Annotated in this window: 15 protein-coding genes; 7 read left to right on the top strand and 8 right to left on the bottom strand. The window is 44.6% G+C overall.

Annotation, left to right across the window (positions count from 1 at the left end; genetic code table 11):
* From thrC to VGD82_RS11995, 4 genes are all read left to right on the top strand, one after another.
* Nucleotides 1-1,428, top strand: coding sequence for a threonine synthase (gene thrC, locus VGD82_RS12010; protein ID WP_331020623.1), 1,428 nt, complete (start codon nucleotides 1-3; stop codon nucleotides 1,426-1,428).
* Nucleotides 1,429-1,571: 143 nt separating this feature from the next.
* On the top strand, nucleotides 1,572-2,393 hold the full coding sequence (locus VGD82_RS12005; protein WP_331020622.1) for a thymidylate synthase: 822 nt from the start codon (nucleotides 1,572-1,574) through the stop codon (nucleotides 2,391-2,393).
* Nucleotides 2,393-2,875 carry a dihydrofolate reductase gene (locus VGD82_RS12000; RefSeq protein ID WP_331020621.1) on the top strand — a complete coding sequence of 161 codons (483 nt, stop codon included), beginning with the start codon at nucleotides 2,393-2,395 and terminating at the stop codon, nucleotides 2,873-2,875. The genes VGD82_RS12005 and VGD82_RS12000 overlap by 1 nt, the downstream gene beginning before the upstream one ends.
* 312 nt (nucleotides 2,876-3,187) lie before the next feature.
* On the top strand, nucleotides 3,188-3,604 hold the full coding sequence (locus VGD82_RS11995) for a hypothetical protein (protein WP_331020620.1): 417 nt from the start codon (nucleotides 3,188-3,190) through the stop codon (nucleotides 3,602-3,604).
* Nucleotides 3,605-3,804: 200 nt separating this feature from the next.
* Here VGD82_RS11995 and VGD82_RS11990 read toward each other — a convergent pair whose 3' ends face one another.
* From VGD82_RS11990 to zwf, 3 genes are all read right to left on the bottom strand, one after another.
* Nucleotides 3,805-6,045, bottom strand: a complete 2,241-nt coding sequence (locus VGD82_RS11990) for an arginine/lysine/ornithine decarboxylase (RefSeq protein ID WP_331020619.1) — start codon at nucleotides 6,043-6,045, stop codon at nucleotides 3,805-3,807.
* 150 nt (nucleotides 6,046-6,195) lie between these two features.
* On the bottom strand, nucleotides 6,196-6,771 hold the full coding sequence (gene dcd / locus VGD82_RS11985) for a dCTP deaminase (RefSeq protein WP_331020618.1): 576 nt from the start codon (nucleotides 6,769-6,771) through the stop codon (nucleotides 6,196-6,198).
* 158 nt (nucleotides 6,772-6,929) lie between these two features.
* Nucleotides 6,930-8,435, bottom strand: coding sequence for a glucose-6-phosphate dehydrogenase (gene zwf, locus VGD82_RS11980; RefSeq protein WP_331020617.1), 1,506 nt, complete (start codon nucleotides 8,433-8,435; stop codon nucleotides 6,930-6,932).
* Nucleotides 8,436-8,591: 156 nt separating this feature from the next.
* On the opposite strand from zwf, the gene pgl reads away from it, so the two are divergent.
* Nucleotides 8,592-9,314 (top strand): 6-phosphogluconolactonase, encoded by a 723-nt coding sequence (gene pgl / locus VGD82_RS11975; protein ID WP_331020616.1) that lies wholly within the window; start codon nucleotides 8,592-8,594, stop codon nucleotides 9,312-9,314.
* A 105-nt stretch (nucleotides 9,315-9,419) separates the two neighbouring features.
* Here pgl and apbC read toward each other — a convergent pair whose 3' ends face one another.
* Nucleotides 9,420-10,508 carry an iron-sulfur cluster carrier protein ApbC gene (apbC, locus tag VGD82_RS11970; protein WP_331020615.1) on the bottom strand — a complete coding sequence of 363 codons (1,089 nt, stop codon included), beginning with the start codon at nucleotides 10,506-10,508 and terminating at the stop codon, nucleotides 9,420-9,422.
* A 240-nt stretch (nucleotides 10,509-10,748) separates the two neighbouring features.
* Between apbC and metG the strand changes: the two genes are divergently transcribed.
* Nucleotides 10,749-12,821, top strand: coding sequence for a methionine--tRNA ligase (metG, locus tag VGD82_RS11965; protein WP_331020614.1), 2,073 nt, complete (start codon nucleotides 10,749-10,751; stop codon nucleotides 12,819-12,821).
* A 129-nt stretch (nucleotides 12,822-12,950) separates the two neighbouring features.
* Nucleotides 12,951-13,403, top strand: a complete 453-nt coding sequence (locus VGD82_RS11960) for a glycine zipper domain-containing protein (protein ID WP_331020613.1) — start codon at nucleotides 12,951-12,953, stop codon at nucleotides 13,401-13,403.
* Nucleotides 13,404-13,467: 64 nt separating this feature from the next.
* Here VGD82_RS11960 and VGD82_RS11955 read toward each other — a convergent pair whose 3' ends face one another.
* From VGD82_RS11955 to VGD82_RS11940, 4 genes are all read right to left on the bottom strand, one after another.
* Nucleotides 13,468-14,100, bottom strand: coding sequence for a ComEA family DNA-binding protein (locus VGD82_RS11955; RefSeq protein WP_331020612.1), 633 nt, complete (start codon nucleotides 14,098-14,100; stop codon nucleotides 13,468-13,470).
* 116 nt (nucleotides 14,101-14,216) lie between these two features.
* Nucleotides 14,217-14,939 (bottom strand): orotidine-5'-phosphate decarboxylase, encoded by a 723-nt coding sequence (gene pyrF, locus VGD82_RS11950; RefSeq protein WP_331020611.1) that lies wholly within the window; start codon nucleotides 14,937-14,939, stop codon nucleotides 14,217-14,219.
* A 16-nt stretch (nucleotides 14,940-14,955) separates the two neighbouring features.
* Entirely contained in the window at nucleotides 14,956-16,128 is a 1,173-nt protein-coding gene (gene lapB / locus VGD82_RS11945) for a lipopolysaccharide assembly protein LapB (RefSeq protein ID WP_331020610.1), read from the bottom strand.
* Nucleotides 16,129-16,337: 209 nt separating this feature from the next.
* Nucleotides 16,338-16,619 carry an integration host factor subunit beta gene (locus tag VGD82_RS11940; protein WP_015832458.1) on the bottom strand — a complete coding sequence of 94 codons (282 nt, stop codon included), beginning with the start codon at nucleotides 16,617-16,619 and terminating at the stop codon, nucleotides 16,338-16,340.
* Between the last annotated feature and the right edge of the window lie 28 nt (nucleotides 16,620-16,647).

The raw sequence follows: 16,647 nt of genomic DNA, 5'->3' as shown, positions 1-16,647 counted from the left end.
ATGAAATACATATCAACACGCGGGCAATCGCCTGCTTTAAGTTTTAGCCAAATTTTATTGGGTGGTTTAGCGCCAGACGGTGGTTTGTATCTGCCAGAAACCTATCCGCAATTCACAGATGCTGATTTAACCGCGATGCGTGGTTTGTCTTATGTAGACTTGGCGTTCGCCATCTTGTCACGCTTTGTAGATGATATTCCTGCCGCAGACTTAAAAGCGATTATTGATAAAACTTACCGCGCTGATGTGTATGCATTTACCCGCACTGGGCAGAATGCTGCTGACATTACGCCAACTTTAAAGCTAGAAGATAACCTATACCTGCTAAGCCTCTCTAATGGCCCTACATTAGCATTTAAAGATATGGCTATGCAGTTGCTAGGCAACTTGTTTGAATATGTGCTGACGAAAGAAGGCAAAACCACCAATATTTTAGGTGCAACTTCTGGTGACACTGGTTCTGCTGCTGAATACGCGATGCGCGGTAAAAAAGGCATTCGTGTATTTATGCTGTCACCGCATAAGAAAATGAGCCGTTTCCAAACTGCGCAAATGTTCAGCCTGCAAGATGACAATATCTACAATATTGCAGTGAATGGTGTATTTGATGATTGCCAGGATATGGTGAAGGCTGTATCTAACGATGCTACGTTTAAGTCTGAATATAAAATTGGCGCAGTAAACTCTATTAACTGGGGCCGCATTGTGGCGCAGGTTGTTTATTACTTTAAAGGCTACTTTGCTGTAACTGAGAATAACAGCCAAAAAGTTAGCTTCTCTGTACCATCTGGCAACTTTGGTAACGTATGTGCGGGGCACATTGCACGCATGATGGGCTTGCCGGTTGATAAGCTCGTTGTAGCAACCAATGAGAACGATGTATTAGACGAGTTCTTCAAAACTGGCGTATATAGCCCACGTGGTTCAGCGAAAACCTACCATACCTCCAGCCCTTCAATGGACATCAGCAAAGCCTCTAACTTTGAGCGCTTTGTGTTTGACTTAGTTGGTCGTGATAGCGATAAAACACGTGCACTGTGGGCTAAAGTTGATGCTGGTAACAGCTTTGATTTGAATGCGGACGGCTATTTCGCAAAAATTGCGGATTATGGCTTTGTATCTGGCAGCAGTAATCATGCGCATCGTATGCAAACCATACGCGACACTCAAGCTAAATACGATGTGGTGATTGACACGCATACCGCAGACGGCTTAAAAGTTGCGTTGGAGCATTTAGATGCAAACACACCAATGGTGGTGTTAGAGACTGCATTGCCGGCAAAGTTTGAAGATGCAATCGTTGAATCCTTAGGTCACGCTCCTGAGCGTCCAGCAGCATTAAATGGTATTGAGTCTTTACCGCAGAAATTTACTGTGATGGATGCTAGTGCAGCAGACATCAAAACCTTTATCGCTAACAACACTTAAATAAATGGCCACATTCAGCATGTATGAATGTGGTTATTTGTTTAATGAGCTAATGCCTTAAATCGCCATACGGCTGAAGGCAATAAAAGTAATAAGTTTTTAATTGGGACAAACATGACGATAGCTTGGGTGGTAAGTTAAGAATGAAACAATACATAGACTTAGTGCAACACGTGCTCAACCATGGCAACAAAAAAGAAGACCGCACCGGCACCGGTACAGTTTCTGTATTTGGCTACCAAATGCGCTTTAATTTGGCAGAGGGCTTCCCCTTACTTACCACTAAAAAAGTACATTTAAAATCTATCATTCATGAGCTGCTATGGTTCTTGCAAGGCAGCACCAATATTGCATATTTAAAAGAAAATGGCGTACGCATCTGGGATGAATGGGCAGATGAAAATGGCAACCTAGGCCCTGTATACGGCTACCAATGGCGCAACTGGACTAAGCCTGATGGTACACATATCGACCAGATTACGCAGGTGGTGAATGCGATTAAGAACAACCCGGATTCACGCCGTTTAATCGTATCAGCATGGAACGTAGCGGATGTTGACCAGATGAAACTACCGCCTTGTCATGCATTCTTCCAGTTTTATGTAGCTCCGGCCGCACCAGATGACGCTGACCAACGCTCAAAACTAAGCTGCCAGCTTTATCAGCGCAGTGCTGATATCTTCCTTGGCGTGCCGTTCAATATTGCCTCATATGCTTTGCTTACCATGATGGTGGCACAGGTATGTAATTTGAGGTTAGGTGACTTTGTGCATACCCTAGGTGATGCGCACATCTATTCGAATCATTTTGAGCAAATGCACGAGCAGCTAAAGCGTGATCCGCGCCCATTGCCAACCATGCGCATCAACCCTGAAGTAAAAGATATCTTCGGTTTTAAATTTGAAGACTTCACATTAGAAGGCTACGACCCGCATCCAGCAATTAAAGGTTTGGTGGCTGTTTAATGACGCAGTTATCAATAATTGTTGCAGTTGCGCATGATGGTGTTATCGGTGTCAACAACACCTTGCCTTGGCACCTGCCTGAGGATTTAAAGCGTTTTAAAGCCCTAACCATGGGGCATCATATCATTATGGGTCGCAAGACCTACGATTCGCTTGGTCGCCTGCTGCCAGGCCGCACAACCGTCATAGTGACGCGTAATGAAAACTACAAGGTAGAGGGCGCGCTGGTTGCTAATTCACTAGAAGCCGCTATCGCCTTATGTGAAAACGATGATGAAGTATTCTTAATTGGTGGCGCAGAGCTGTATCAAGCCGGCCTTAAGCTCGCACATAAGCTATATATCACTGAAATTGAGCTGGACGTAACAGGCGATGCGTTTTTCCCCAAATTAGTTTCTACCGAATGGCAAGAAACTGAACGTGAAGCACATACCTCTGAAAAAGGTTTGAACTTTAGTTATGCTACTCATGTACGCAAGTAATCAACTTCTTAAGCAGTAGAGCTAGAGTTTTTACTCTGATTAATCGCCACCTCATGTGCACTTAATCAGGCTTTCCTTATTGAATATCTTTCAGATACAGAAATGGGGGGCACTACAGATGAAACCAGTGCTTAGACTAACCTTTGGCAACTATCCCAGCACTTACCCCCACTCCAGCTCTGAACGAGTCCTCTATTGTCAGTTGCCTGAAGCCTTACCAAAAAATAACCAATTATTATGCAGATGCGGCGCACTGTAAGCGAGTGTGCCCTACGTGGGCTGCTACATTATAGAAATTATTTGGAGAGGAAAATGGCATTCCTAAACGAAATTATTCCAGAAGAACAAAAAGACAAATTTACTTTTCCAGTTGAGACTAATAGAGATGGTTCAAAACCAACTCTCTATAAATGGACGGTTGAATTTGAAAGAAATATATTCCTTGTGATGACTAGACACGGTGGAGGGGCACACCAAGGCGTGCCTCGTACAGAGTGGTATGTATTGAGTTGGAACGGAGAAGTAATTAATTTCCAATGTGAGCCTGAATATAGTGGTGATTTTTCAACAGGTCAAAATTTGCTGTTGAAAATTAAACAGTTAACAATTCCACTAGATTTACAAATTCGTAAAGAAGAAATTATTCAATTGATTAAAGACATTCTTGATGCTAAGAGCTGGCCTTACAAACGAAGTGCCTACATCGTGACAGTTGAGTTTGATCAATAATTATCTGCTAATTTGGAGATTTTCAATGACTACCCAACAAGCTATTTTAAATTTCTTGAATGCCTACAACCCATCAGGCTCGCAGCTCACCCGCAGCCGCGTAGGGCGCACTCGCTTGCCGTGCTCCGTATGTGTTACTGAGCACGGCATACTGGAAGCGCTTACCTTTCACTGTCAGTTGTTTGTGGCGCAGGGGCTTGTTACTGCGCTACGCAATCTACGTAGTAAGTCGCTTTACCATCAATCACTTGTTTCACTAAGCCGTGCACGTCGGTTTCAAAGCCTGGGAAGCGTTCGTTAAACTCACGTGCGAACTTCAGGTAATTCACAATGATTTTGTTAAAGCGCTCGCCTGGAATCAATAGCGGAATGCCTGGTGGGTAAGGTGTTAGCAACACTGCAGTAATGCGGCCTTCAAGCTCATCAATCGCCACACGGTCAATCTTGCGATGCGCCATTTTTGCAAATGCATCAGTTGGCTTCATCGCCGGTACCATGTCTGACAGGTACATTTCTGTCGTCAAGCGTGCCACGTCGTTGGCTTTATATACACCGTGAATCTGTGCACATAAGTCGCGTAGACCTAGGCGCTCGTAACGTGGATTTTTTTGTACGAACTCAGGCAAAACTTTCCATAATGGCTGGTTTTTGTCGTAATCGTCTTTGAACTGTTGTAACGCAGCTACCATAGTGTTCCAGCGGCCTTTGGTAATGCCGATGGTGAACATGATAAAGAACGAGTACAAACCGGTTTTTTCAACAATCACGCCGTGTTCAGCAAGGTACTTAGTAACGATTGCAGCAGGGATGCCGAACTCGTCAGAGAAGTCACCATGAATATCCAAGCCCGGGGTGATGATAGTGGCTTTGATCGGGTCCAGCATGTTAAAGCCTTCTGCCAGGTTACCAAAACCGTGCCAGCCTTCGTTGGCTTTTAGCATCCATGCATCGCGCTCTTCAATGCCTTCTTCTGAAAGGTCGTTTGGACCCCAAACCTTGAACCACCAATCGGTGCCCCATTCTTCATCCACCTTACGCATGGCGCGGCGGAAATCCAGAGCTTCCATAATAGATTCTTCTACCAATGCGGTGCCGCCTGGTGCTTCCATCATGGCTGCAGCAACGTCAATACTCGCCACAATTGAATACTGTGGGCTGGTAGAGGTGTGCATGAGGTATGCTTCGTTGAATACGTCACGGTCCAGTTGATTGTTTTCTGCATCTTGCACCAGAATCTGCGAGGCTTGTGATAAGCCTGCTAGCAGTTTGTGGGTTGATTGTGTTGAAAACACCATAGACTCTTTACAACGCGGGCGATCTGCGCCAATCGCGTGGTAATCACCATAGAAGTCATGGAATGTAGCGTGTGGCAACCAAGCTTCGTCAAAGTGCAGGGTGTCTATCTTGCCATCCAGCATTTCTTTGATTTCTTCTACGTTGTATAGCACGCCGTCATAGGTTGATTGCGTGATAGTAAGTACACGCGGTTTCACTGTTTTGTCGGTTGCAAACGGGTTGCGGTCAATTTTTTTCTGAATATTTTCCCAAGAGAATTCACTTTTTGGGATTGGGCCGATAATGCCGAAATGGTTACGCGTAGGCATCAGGAATACCGGGATTGCGCCTGTCATAATAATGGAGTGCAATACTGATTTATGGCAGTTACGGTCTACCACCACCACGTCACCTGGCGCTACGGTAGAGTTCCACACCATTTTGTTGGAGGTAGAAGTACCGTTGGTCACAAAGTACAAGTGATCGCAATTGTAAATACGTGCTGCATTACGCTCAGAAGCCGCTACCGGGCCTGTATGATCAAGTAGTTGACCAAGCTCATCTACCGCGTTACAAACGTCTGCACGCAGCATGTTCTCGCCAAAGAACTGGTGGAACATTTGCCCAACCGGTGATTTCAAAAACGCTACACCACCTGAGTGGCCAGGGCAGTGCCATGAGTAAGAGCCATCAGCCGCATAATGCGTCAACGCTTTAAAGAAAGGCGGTGGCAGGCTGTCTAAATAGGCTTTAGCTTCACGGATAATCAAGCGTGCTACAAACTCTGGCGTATCTTCATTCATGTGAATAAAGCCATGCAGTTCGCGTAGTACATCGTTCGGGATGTGGCGTGAGGTGCGTGTTTCACCGTGCAGGAAAATAGGAATTTCTTCGTTGCGGTGGCGTATTTCTGCTACAAACTTGCGCAGTTGCTCAATCGCTTCTGGTTTTTCTTCGATAAACTCTTCATCATCAATCGATAGAATGAAGGCTGAGGCACGGCTTTGCTGTTGTGCAAATGAAGTAAGGTCGCCATAGCTGGTAACACCCAGCACTTCTGTGCCTTCTTCTTCAATAGCTTTAGCCAGTACGCGAATACCTAAGCCTGATGAGTTTTCTGAGCGGAAGTCTTCGTCGATGATAATGACAGGGAAACGAAATTTCATTCAAATGCCTTTAAATTATATGGTGAGGGCGATTTTGCACACGTTCTTTACTGTGGCGCAGTCGCTTACTCTTACATCTATCTTTGTAATACGCTTAGGTTAGCTGCTTCTCGCCAGGTGTTTGAAAGCCGATGCCTAAAAGCGCTAGTGTTAGATTTTTGGTAAAGTCACGCCAACTTGACCTTGGTACTTACCGCCACGGTCTTTGTAGCTGGTTTCGCAAATATCGTCTGCGTCGGCCTCGAAGAACAGCACTTGCGCGCAACCTTCATTTGCGTAAATCTTAGCTGGTAACGGTGTGGTATTGCTGAACTCTAATGTGACATAGCCTTCCCACTCTGGTTCAAATGGGGTTACGTTCACGATAATGCCGCAGCGTGCGTAGGTGGATTTACCTAGGCATACGGTAAGCACGTTGCGTGGGATACGGAAGTACTCCACTGTACGTGCCAGCGCAAATGAGTTTGGTGGAATAATGCAGTAGTCTGCGTTTACTTCAACAAATGAATTTGGATCAAAGTTTTTTGGATCCACAATAGTGCTGTTGAGGTTGGTAAATAACTTAAATTCTCTTGAGCAGCGAATGTCGTAGCCATAGCTAGATGTGCCATAAGACACCATGCGTTCGCCCGCCGCATTCATTTTGACTTGATTAGGCTCAAATGGCTCTATCATGCCGTGTTGTTCTGCCATACGGCGAATCCATTTGTCTGATTTAATGCTCATAAGTGTTTAAATTTATAGAGGTTTAAAGTGAATCGAATTATAAGGCCTAACCGCTGAATTACAATGAAAAATTATAAGTTTTAAGGCGGAAAAAAGCCCCACACTTATTGAATAAGTTGTGAGGCTTCTTAAAACGCTTTTATAGATGAAATTGCAGCTTAGTGCTTGTCGCCACCTAACTCAATGCTGTAGCGCCAGAACTGATCTTCAGATTCAAAAATCACGCTAGACTCTTGTGGGTCACGGCTGCCAGCTGGGTACTGATGTACTGGTGATTTATCAGCCATCCAAGCTTTTACCACAGGGTCAACCAAGCGCCATTGTGCTTCCACTTCACTGATGTGTAGGTAAAGTGATGGGTCACCTTCCATCAGGTTAAGCATTAAAGATTCGTAAGAATCGATAGTCTCATCACCTTGTTGGCGTTGTGGTGCATCAATGCTTAATGTGCGCGTTGCAACGTCTAGACCTGGAATCTTAGATTCGATTTCCATTTTGATACATTCACGTGGCTGGATGTTCAGTGTTAACCAGTTTTGGTGTTGGCCTTCTACCAATTGCATCGGCGCTTTTTTGAAGCGGATAGAAATAGCAGTGTTGCCTTCGTGCATGCGTTTAGCAGTACGCACGTAGAATGGCACGCCTTTCCAGCGTGGGTTATCGATGAACAATTTGAGTGCGGCATAAGTTTCGGTGACGCTTTCTGTTACGCCGTCACGTGCTAGCTCTTCCAAGTAGCCGGTTACGTTCTCACCATGGCCATCACCAGCCGTTACGCGGCCAGCTTTGTATTGGGCGCGGAAAGCGTGTTTGTTTAGCTCGCTCACAGGAATCGGGCGAATAGACTCTAGCAACTTGATTTTCTCAGCACGAATGCTTTCTGGGCTAAGGTCTGATGGTTTTTCCATCGCAACCAGTGCTAGCGTTTGTAGCAAGTGACTTTGTACCATGTCGCGTAGGGCGCCAGTTGCATCGTAGAATGTGGTGCGATCGCCAACGCCTAGCGTTTCGTTGTTGGTGATTTGTACGTGATCGATGTGTTCGTTATTCCATAGCGGCTCGAACATTGCGTTAGCAAAGCGCGTTAGCATTACGTTTTGCAATGCAGATTTACCTAAGTAATGGTCAATACGGTAGATTTGGCTTTCTTTTAGGTATTTAGTCAGCTCAGCTTGCAATGCTTGTGCGCTTGGCAAGTCTGTACCAAATGGTTTCTCAATCAACACACGGCGCCAGTATTTGCTTTCATCAACCAAGCCAAGTCCTGCCAGTTGTGCAACAATCGGTGCAAAGTCAGTAGGGCGTACTGATAAGAAGTAAGCCAGGTTTTGTGGGTATACAGACTCATCTGCCAATCTTTCGCGCAGTTTGTTCATTGCATCTGGGTCTGTTGGTGGGTTTGAGTGGTAGTGGTTACGTGCGATAAAACGCTCGAACACTTTTTGGTCGTAACCGTTTTTGAATTTGGCATCCAACATACCTTTAACATCGGCTTGCCAGTCTTCGCGACTTACTTCACCGCGGCCAACTGAAAGAATCACCATGTGTTCTGGTAGGCGACCAGCTGCATCTAGGCGAAACAAACCAGGCATTAGTTTGATGCGAGATAGGTTACCGCTCGCGCCAAACAGCACCAAGGTACAAGGATCTATTTTTTTTGCCATTATTTCAAACTTTCTTAAATAGGTTTTTGTAAATACTGCGGCTATTTTACATTCGCTAGATTGATTCATAATTTCGCAACTTTATGAATCACTCAGGTTAAAATAGCGCCTTTAAATGAATTAACGTAATTATACCGAAAAAGGCAGCACTGTTTTATGCAAACCACACAAACACTTGAAGTTAAATCTCTTACTTTGGCTAATAATCAGCATACACGTTGGTACCGGTTTAATTCGCAAGATGAAATCAATCAGGCGACATTAAAACGTATTCTGCAGGCTGCAGATGAGGCGATTCAAAAACACGGTAGCTTTTTAATTGTGCTAGCTGGTGGCAGTACGCCAAAAAGCGTGTATCAATTACTTGCTAAAGAAAATGCAGACTGGGCTAATTGGCATGTTTACCATAATGATGACCGCTGCTTGCCTGTAGACCACGTAGACCGCAATAGCAAAATGGCGCGCGATGCATGGTTAAACCATGTGGCGATTCCACAAAATCAGATTCATGATATCCCTGCTGAGTTGGGTAATATTGAAGGCGCGAAAGCCTATGCACAAACCTTGGCTGGCGTACGCACGTTCGACTTGGTGATTTTAGGCTTGGGCGAAGATGGTCACACCGCTAGCTTGTTCCCAAATCAAGCCGTTGATAATAGCGCAGATGCGGTGCCTGTGTTTAACTCACCAAAACCACCTTCTGAGCGCGTGACCATTAGCCAAAACCGTCTTGATAATACAAATGGCGTGATTTTCTTGGTGACTGGTGCTGGTAAGCAGGATGCAGTGAATAACTGGTTGAATGGCGTTGCGATCCCGGCAACTCTTATTGCACCAGCATGTGGTGTGGATGTATACAGCTTTGGTGTTGAGTTTTAATTCAATCTATCTACACATACAGCTAAAAAACTAAAGGGTAGCGCACGCTACCCTTTAAGATTTAAAACACTTCAAGTATTCGCTTAAAGTTTGTTGAAATTATCGTTATGTATTTTGGATTACGATATTAGGGAATTTTCCGCTGTGATCTAAACTTGCATTGGCAATCTTAATTGCTGCTTTACGTGCAATTTCTTTGTAGATATTGGCCACTTTAGAATCAGGATTTGCAATCACCGTTGGCTTGCCGCTATCAGCTTGCATACGGATATCAATATCCAGTGGTAATGCGCCTAATAGATCTACGTTGTAGTCTTTTGCCATCAACTCACCACCACCAGCACCGAAGATATGCTCTTCGTGACCACAGTTAGAGCAGATGTGTGTGCTCATGTTTTCAACAATGCCTAAAATAGGGATGCTGACTTTCTCAAACATTTTGAGGCCTTTACGTGCATCCAGTAGTGCAATGTCTTGCGGTGTGGTAACGATAATCGCGCCAGTAACAGGAATTTTTTGTGACAATGTCAGCTGAATGTCACCAGTGCCCGGTGGTAGGTCAATCACTAGGTAGTCTAGGTCGCGCCATTTAGTATCGCGTAGTAGTTGCTCTAACGCGCCGGTCACCATCGGGCCACGCCACACCATTGGGGTGTCTGTATCGATTAAAAAGCCAATAGACATGGCCTGTATGCCGTGTGCTTCCATTGGCTCCATGCTTTTACCGTCCAGGCTTTCTGGTCGGCCGCTAATGCCTAGCATTTGCGGTTGGCTTGGGCCGTAAATATCTGCATCCAGCAAGCCAACGCTTGCGCCTTCTGCGGCTAACGCTAACGCCAAGTTAACAGATGTGGTTGATTTACCTACGCCGCCTTTACCTGAAGCTACTGCAATAATGTTTTTAACGTTTGGCAGCAAGCTCACACCTTGCTGCGCTTTATGCGCGACGATTTTGCTGCTGACATTTACAGCAACGCGACCTATGCCTTCAATCGCTAACAATGCTTGTGCTACATGGTTTTGTATGGCTGCCAGCAAAGATTTTGCAGGGTAACCTAGTACGATATCTAAGCTCACGTCATTGCCGTCTACCTTAATGTTTCGTGCTGATTTACTGCTCACAAAGTCTTTGCCCGTGTTCGGGTCTATACATAGCTTTAAGGTGCTTTGAATGAGTAGTTCTGAAATTGCCATGTCGTAAATTCCTGATTTATTATTGGGTAGAGCTACAAGTGGTTATAACTTGAGTAAATTCATCGGTTATTTTAACTGATTGTGTGTGGCCTTGTATGTTTTACATCAAATTTTTGCATAAACTGCATGCCAACTATTGGTTAATTTCGTATGCATGCTTATAAAAAATTAATCATTACTGTGTGAACCATGCCGCATTTGTTAGAATGTGGTTTTTAGCTCAATAGATTCATTTATCTCATGGCAACAGCAAACAATCCTCGTAAAATTCTAGTTACCTCAGCACTGCCGTACGCTAACGGCAGTATTCATTTAGGCCACTTAGTGGAGTATATCCAAACTGATATTTGGGTACGTTTTCATAAAATGCAAGGTCACCATGTGCATTACGTATGTGCAGATGACACGCACGGTACGCCTATTATGTTGCGCGCTGAAAAAGAAGGTATTACACCTGAAACATTGATTGCCAATGTGCATAAAGAGCATTCAGCAGACTTTTCAGAATTCTTGGTGCAGTTTGATAACTACTATTCTACGAACGCGCCTGAGAATAGAGAGCTCTCGCAAAGTATCTATAAAAAACTAAAAGCAGCGGGCAAGATTGCAACCAAAACTATCGAACAGTTTTATGACCCGGTCAAAAACATGTTCCTACCAGACCGCTTTATTAAAGGCGAGTGTCCTAAGTGCCATGCTAAAGACCAATATGGCGATAGTTGTGAAGTGTGTGGTGCAACCTATAACCCAACCGAGTTGATTAATGCTTATTCTGCAGTGTCTGGCGCTGCACCAGTGCGTAAAGAGACTGAACATTATTTCTTTAAATTATCTGAATGCGAACAGTTCTTAAAAGATTGGACGCGCTCAGGCACATTGCAAGGCGAGGCTGCCAATAAGATGGGCGAGTGGTTTGAAAATGGTCTCAACGATTGGGATATTTCACGCGATGCGCCATACTTTGGTTTTGAAATCCCAGATGCACCAGGTAAGTATTTCTATGTGTGGTTAGATGCGCCAATCGGCTATATGGCTAGCTTTAAAAAGCTATGCGCGGATAAGGGTTTGGATTTTGACGAGTACTGGAAGAAGGATAGCCAGACTGAGCTTTATCACTTTATCGGTAAAGATATTTTGTATTTCCATGCCTTATTCTGGCCAGCGACATTAGAGTTCTCCGAGCACCGCAAGCCTACCCAAATTTTTGCGCATGGTTTCTTAACTGTGAATGGCGAGAAAATGAGTAAGTCACGTGGTACCTTTATTACCGCGCGCAGCTATTTAGACCATATTAAAAATCCTGAGTATCTACGTTATTACTATGCGGCTAAGTTAAACAGCACGATGGAAGACATCGACCTGAATTTAGAAGATTTTGTAGCGCGCGTGAATAGTGATTTGGTGGGTAAATACATTAATATCGCCAGCAGAACCGCTGGTTTTATTAATAAGCGTTTCGCAGGGCAATTAAACCCATCTGCCAATAATGCTGTTGTGTCAGAAATCAAAGCTTCTGCCAGTGCGATTGCGGAAAGTTATGCAGAGCGTGAATACGGTAAAGCATTACGTGAAATTATGCGTTTGGCTGATGTTGCCAATGGCTTCGTGGCGGAAAAAGCGCCGTGGGTGATGGCAAAGCAAGAAGGCCAAGATGCAGTTTTACAAGAAGTGTGCTCCGATGCTTTGGAAATGTTCCGTTTATTAACCCTGTATTTGAAACCAGTGTTGCCTAAACTGGCTGGCGAGATTGAGCAGTTCTTAAATATTGCACCGTTGAGCTGGGATGCGGTTGCTAGCTCTTTATCACCACAACATCGTATTAACGCTTATGAGCATTTGATTACCCGTGTCGAAGGTAAACAAATTGAAGCGATGACCGAAGCGAATAAAGAGAATCTGCAAGCGACACCAACGCCAGCGCCACATTCTCAACAGCGCCATGCAGAGCATCAACAAGCCGCCAGTGCGGAAGCTTCAGAAGCAGAATATATCAGTATTGATGATTTTACTAAGGTGGATTTGCGCATTGCTAAAATCGTGAATGCAGAACATGTAGAAGGCGCAGAAAAACTGCTTAAACTTAGTCTCGATATTGGTGAGGATAAGCCACGCCAAGTGTTTGCTGGTATTAAATCCGCTTATGATCCTGCAAGTTTAGTGGGTCGTTTGACTGTGATGGTAGCTAACTTGGCGCCACGTAAAATGAAGTTTGGCATGAGCGAAGGTATGGTGTTAGCTGCTAGTGACGAGCGTGGCGGCCCATATATACTAAGCCCGGATAGTGGCGCGCAAGCTGGCATGCGTGTTAAGTAAAGATTTATTAAACTTATTTTCCTAAGTGTAATCTACTGGAAAGTTAGAATAATTTGATTGTTGTAAATGTAGTTTAGGCTTGTGTATTTAAAATCGTACAAGTTTATCTAACTTAAGAAAGGGTCTTAAATGAAATATATTAATGCTACGTTGTTAGCAATGTTGCTGCTCTCAGGGCAATCTATGGCTGCAGATAGCAATGCCAAAACTGCAATTGGTGGTGGCTTAGGCGCTGCCGCAGGCACTGCAATTGGTAGCGTGGTTGGCGGTAGCACGGGTGAGATTGTTGGTGGTGCTGTTGGCGGTGGTCTTGGTGGTGCAGTAACCACTAAAGGTAAAGGCCAGGCTGGCGCAGTAATTGGCGGTGCAGCTGGTGGTGCCGGTGGTGCTTATGTTGGCCGTCAAGTAAGCGGCAGTACTGCTGGTGCTGTAGTAGGCGCAGCTGCTGGTGGCGCTGGTGGTGCCGTGGTAGGTAAAGTGATTGATGAGCCATCACCTAGAACCGGTGGTGGTGATTACAAACGTAAGCACAAACATGGTAAAGGCCACTACAAACATAAACATCACGGCCATGATGACTAATTAATTAGCTCTGATAGCCAATAAAAAAGCCGCTATTAGCGGCTTTTTTATTGTTGTTTGAAAACTATTCTTTTTTATCAGCAGCAGCTTTTTTGTCAGCCTTTGTTGATTTCTTAGTTTTGCTTTCGGTTGCTGTGTCTTTTTTGTCAGTTGCTTTCTTATCAGCTTTAGCAGGTTTCTCTTCTTTTGCTGGTTTTGTTTCTTTTGTTTCGGCAGTTTTGCCTGAGCTAGCCGCTTTTTCTGTGCCTACGGCTTGAGCCTCTTTTGCAGCTTTAGTCTCTTTAGCTGGTTTATCTGCTTTAGCAGATTTTTTCTCAGTAGTTGCTTTTACTTCTTTTGTTTCGGCAGTTTTGCCTGCGGTCGCCGCTTTTTCGGTACCTACTGCTTTAGGTGCTTTGGCTGGTTTGCTGTCGTTTGCTTTAGCGTCAACTACGGCTGTTGATTTGCCGCTGATTGATACGTCTTTACGCACACTTTGTAGCGTAGCTGCACCAACACCATCCACCTTTTCGAGATCATCTACTGATTTGAAATTACCATTCTTTTTACGGTAATCAATAATTGCTTGTGCTTTTACTGGGCCAATACCGTTGAGAGATTCTAGTTCGGCTTGGGTTGCGGTGTTGATATTTACCGCGGCTAGCGCACTGATACTAAAGCTTAAGAAAACAAATAATGCTAGTAACATTTTTTTCATTTTAATTCTCCGTTAGGTTCTCAGACTATTCATTAATATTGTTTTAAAAATTAAACAATGCGATGCCCATCATAGCTTAAACAGTCAATATCAAACAAGCTCGATACAACGATAGGTTAAGACACACACTCAGCATGAATCGCTTCCAATGCTTTTAGCGGGTTCACTGCCTGCGTGATCGGTCTGCCAATCACTAGATAGCTAGACCCCATGCTTAATGCATCTGCAGGAGTGACAACGCGCGACTGGTCATCTTTGTTGACATTGGCAGGGCGAATTCCTGGGGTGACTAAGCAGAAGTCCTGACCTAATTTAGAACGTAATATTTCAGCTTCTAATGCTGAACAAACTACACCATCCAGACCCGCTTGTTTAGTGAGCGTTGCCAAGTTCAACACATGGGTGGCGATATCTGTTTGGATACCAATTTGATTCAAGGTTTGCTGGTTCATGCTGGTAAGCACGGTAACTGCAATCAGGAGCGGCTTGGTTGTGCTGGCGTCAACTGCCTGCTTTGCTGCCTGCATCATCTCGGGGCCGCCGCTTGCGTGCACATTAAGCATCCAAACACCCAAGTTGCTAGCCGCAGAACAGGCCTTAGCGACAGTGTTAGGGATGTCGTGAAATTTTAAATCTAAAAATACGCCAAAATTCGAGCGCGTTAAGCTTTCAACAAACTGTGGGCCGGCACTGGTGAATAGTTCTTTGCCTACCTTTAAGCGGCAGAGAGCAGGGTCTAACTGCTCTACTAGTTTTAGCGCGCTTGTGCTGTCTGCATAATCAAGCGCAACGATGATTTTTGGGTCAACTTGTTGAGTGGTTTGTAATGAGGTGGTCATAGTATGTATCGTTTAATTAAACTGCAGTAGGTTCTGATGGAAGTGCTTCCCATGCGTTACAAGCCGGGCATTGCCAGTGGTGGTATTTAGCTTTAAAGCCGCATTGTTCACAATGGTAGGCAGTTTTGTTGCCAATTGCATGACGCACGGCTTGCTGCATTAACTGAGTGTCTTGCAGGTTGCTATGTTTGGGTTGATTGGTTTCTACAATCGCGCGTGCCTGCAGTAACAAGTCTAGTGTGTTGAGGCTAGGTTTTTTAATGAGCTCTGTGCGAGCTAGTTTAGCTGCGCTTTCAGCGCCTTCTTCTGTTAAGGTTGCCTCATAGAGTACATTGAGCAATGAGTTGAGCTGATATGTCTGTAAATAAGTGTTGAGTAAGGCAAGTCCCTCAGCAGTTGCATTTAAACAGCGGTAACTAGCGAGTAATTTTGGCGCGATTAAGCCCAAGTATTCAGGTTTTTGGAACTCTACGCGCTTCCAAGTAGAGATGGCAGCTTTATGCTCACCAGACTCTGCTTCTAAGTCGCCAAGTAATACATTGGCGCGCACGCAGTTTTTATTGGCACTTAGTGCTAGGTCTAACTCAAACCTTGCACTATGAGTATCGTTAGCAAGTTTGGATTTAACTGCCATTTCGCAATAGTAGTGTGAGATCTCAACACGGAACGGCACACCTGAAAGGCGCTCCAACTCGGTGGCTGCTTTAATCGCACGCTCCCACTCGCGTTCACGTACATAGATTTCCAGTAATGCTCGTAATGCTGGCTGACGGTAGCGGTCATCATCTAAAGTCTCAAACAGTTCTTCAGCGCGGTCAAATAGGCCTGCTTTTAGATAATCTTGCGCAAGCTCTGCGGTAACGGCAAGTTTTTGCTGTGGTTCAAGTTCTTTTTTGGTAAGCAAGTTCAGGTGTAAGTGAATGGCTCGATCCACCTCACCACGCCTTCTAAACAGGCTGCCTAAGGCGAAATGTAGCTCTAACGAGTCTGTATTGGCTTGTACCGCCTCTGAAAAAGCCTCAATCGCTTTATCGTGCTGATTGGTGATCAGGAAATTCAGGCCTTTGAAATAGGCGGCAGGCAGGGCGGTTGATTCAGCTAAAAGCTGTTTAAGGTCTACACGCGCGGCTATCCAGCCTAAGCTAAAGAATAAAGGTAATGCTAATAGCCACCAGAACTCAAATTCCATTTTATTCTACTTTATTAATTGATTAAGATTGTGCGCTTAGGTGCTGAGTGTGTGCAAGGTTAAGGTAATGCGATACCTAACCTGACTAAGGTAGATAACCCAAGCTTGTTATCATTTTACCTTATTTGACTATGGCATTATAAGAAATGGCACCATAAAAAAACGGCAACCAAATGGTTGCCGTTTAGACTGGAACTTAAAAGCAAATGCTAGCTTAAATCCACACGTTCACGTAGTTCTTTACCCGCTTTAAAGTGAGGTACATGTTTCTCAGGTACCTCAACCTTGCTGCCGGTTTTTGGGTTGCGACCCAAACGCGGTGGACGGTAATTCAAGCTAAAGCTGCCAAAGCCTCTTATTTCAATGCGTTCGCCTGTCGCGAGGTTATCAGACATAGCGTCTAATATTGCCTTCACTGAAAGCTCTGCATCTTTCATCACTAATTGCGGAAAACGTTCTGCAAGCAGCGTGATTAGCTCAGATTTTGTCATGCTTATATGCCTTTTTTTCTTGATACTA

The organism is Methylotenera sp., assembly GCF_036401095.1.
GTDB lineage: Bacteria > Pseudomonadota > Gammaproteobacteria > Burkholderiales > Methylophilaceae > Methylotenera.
The sequence above is the reverse complement of the archived record's forward strand: the minus strand, read 5'-3'. Positions and strand labels throughout refer to the sequence as shown.

What these genes read in the sequence shown, in the direction of transcription:
- VGD82_RS12005 (WP_331020622.1), top strand. Translation starts at nt 1,572, where the DNA reads ATGAAACAATACATAGACTTAGTGCAACACGTGCTCAACCATGGCAAC.
- VGD82_RS11990 (WP_331020619.1), bottom strand. Translation starts at nt 6,045, where the DNA reads ATGAAATTTCGTTTCCCTGTCATTATCATCGACGAAGACTTCCGCTCA.
- lapB (WP_331020610.1), bottom strand. Translation starts at nt 16,128, where the DNA reads ATGGAATTTGAGTTCTGGTGGCTATTAGCATTACCTTTATTCTTTAGC.
- VGD82_RS12000 (WP_331020621.1), top strand. Translation starts at nt 2,393, where the DNA reads ATGACGCAGTTATCAATAATTGTTGCAGTTGCGCATGATGGTGTTATC.
- VGD82_RS11940 (WP_015832458.1), bottom strand. Translation starts at nt 16,619, where the DNA reads ATGACAAAATCTGAGCTAATCACGCTGCTTGCAGAACGTTTTCCGCAA.
- zwf (WP_331020617.1), bottom strand. Translation starts at nt 8,435, where the DNA reads ATGGCAAAAAAAATAGATCCTTGTACCTTGGTGCTGTTTGGCGCGAGC.
- apbC (WP_331020615.1), bottom strand. Translation starts at nt 10,508, where the DNA reads ATGGCAATTTCAGAACTACTCATTCAAAGCACCTTAAAGCTATGTATA.
- metG (WP_331020614.1), top strand. Translation starts at nt 10,749, where the DNA reads ATGGCAACAGCAAACAATCCTCGTAAAATTCTAGTTACCTCAGCACTG.
- VGD82_RS11955 (WP_331020612.1), bottom strand. Translation starts at nt 14,100, where the DNA reads ATGAAAAAAATGTTACTAGCATTATTTGTTTTCTTAAGCTTTAGTATC.
- VGD82_RS11960 (WP_331020613.1), top strand. Translation starts at nt 12,951, where the DNA reads ATGAAATATATTAATGCTACGTTGTTAGCAATGTTGCTGCTCTCAGGG.
- VGD82_RS11995 (WP_331020620.1), top strand. Translation starts at nt 3,188, where the DNA reads ATGGCATTCCTAAACGAAATTATTCCAGAAGAACAAAAAGACAAATTT.
- pgl (WP_331020616.1), top strand. Translation starts at nt 8,592, where the DNA reads ATGCAAACCACACAAACACTTGAAGTTAAATCTCTTACTTTGGCTAAT.
- dcd (WP_331020618.1), bottom strand. Translation starts at nt 6,771, where the DNA reads ATGAGCATTAAATCAGACAAATGGATTCGCCGTATGGCAGAACAACAC.
- thrC (WP_331020623.1), top strand. Translation starts at nt 1, where the DNA reads ATGAAATACATATCAACACGCGGGCAATCGCCTGCTTTAAGTTTTAGC.
- pyrF (WP_331020611.1), bottom strand. Translation starts at nt 14,939, where the DNA reads ATGACCACCTCATTACAAACCACTCAACAAGTTGACCCAAAAATCATC.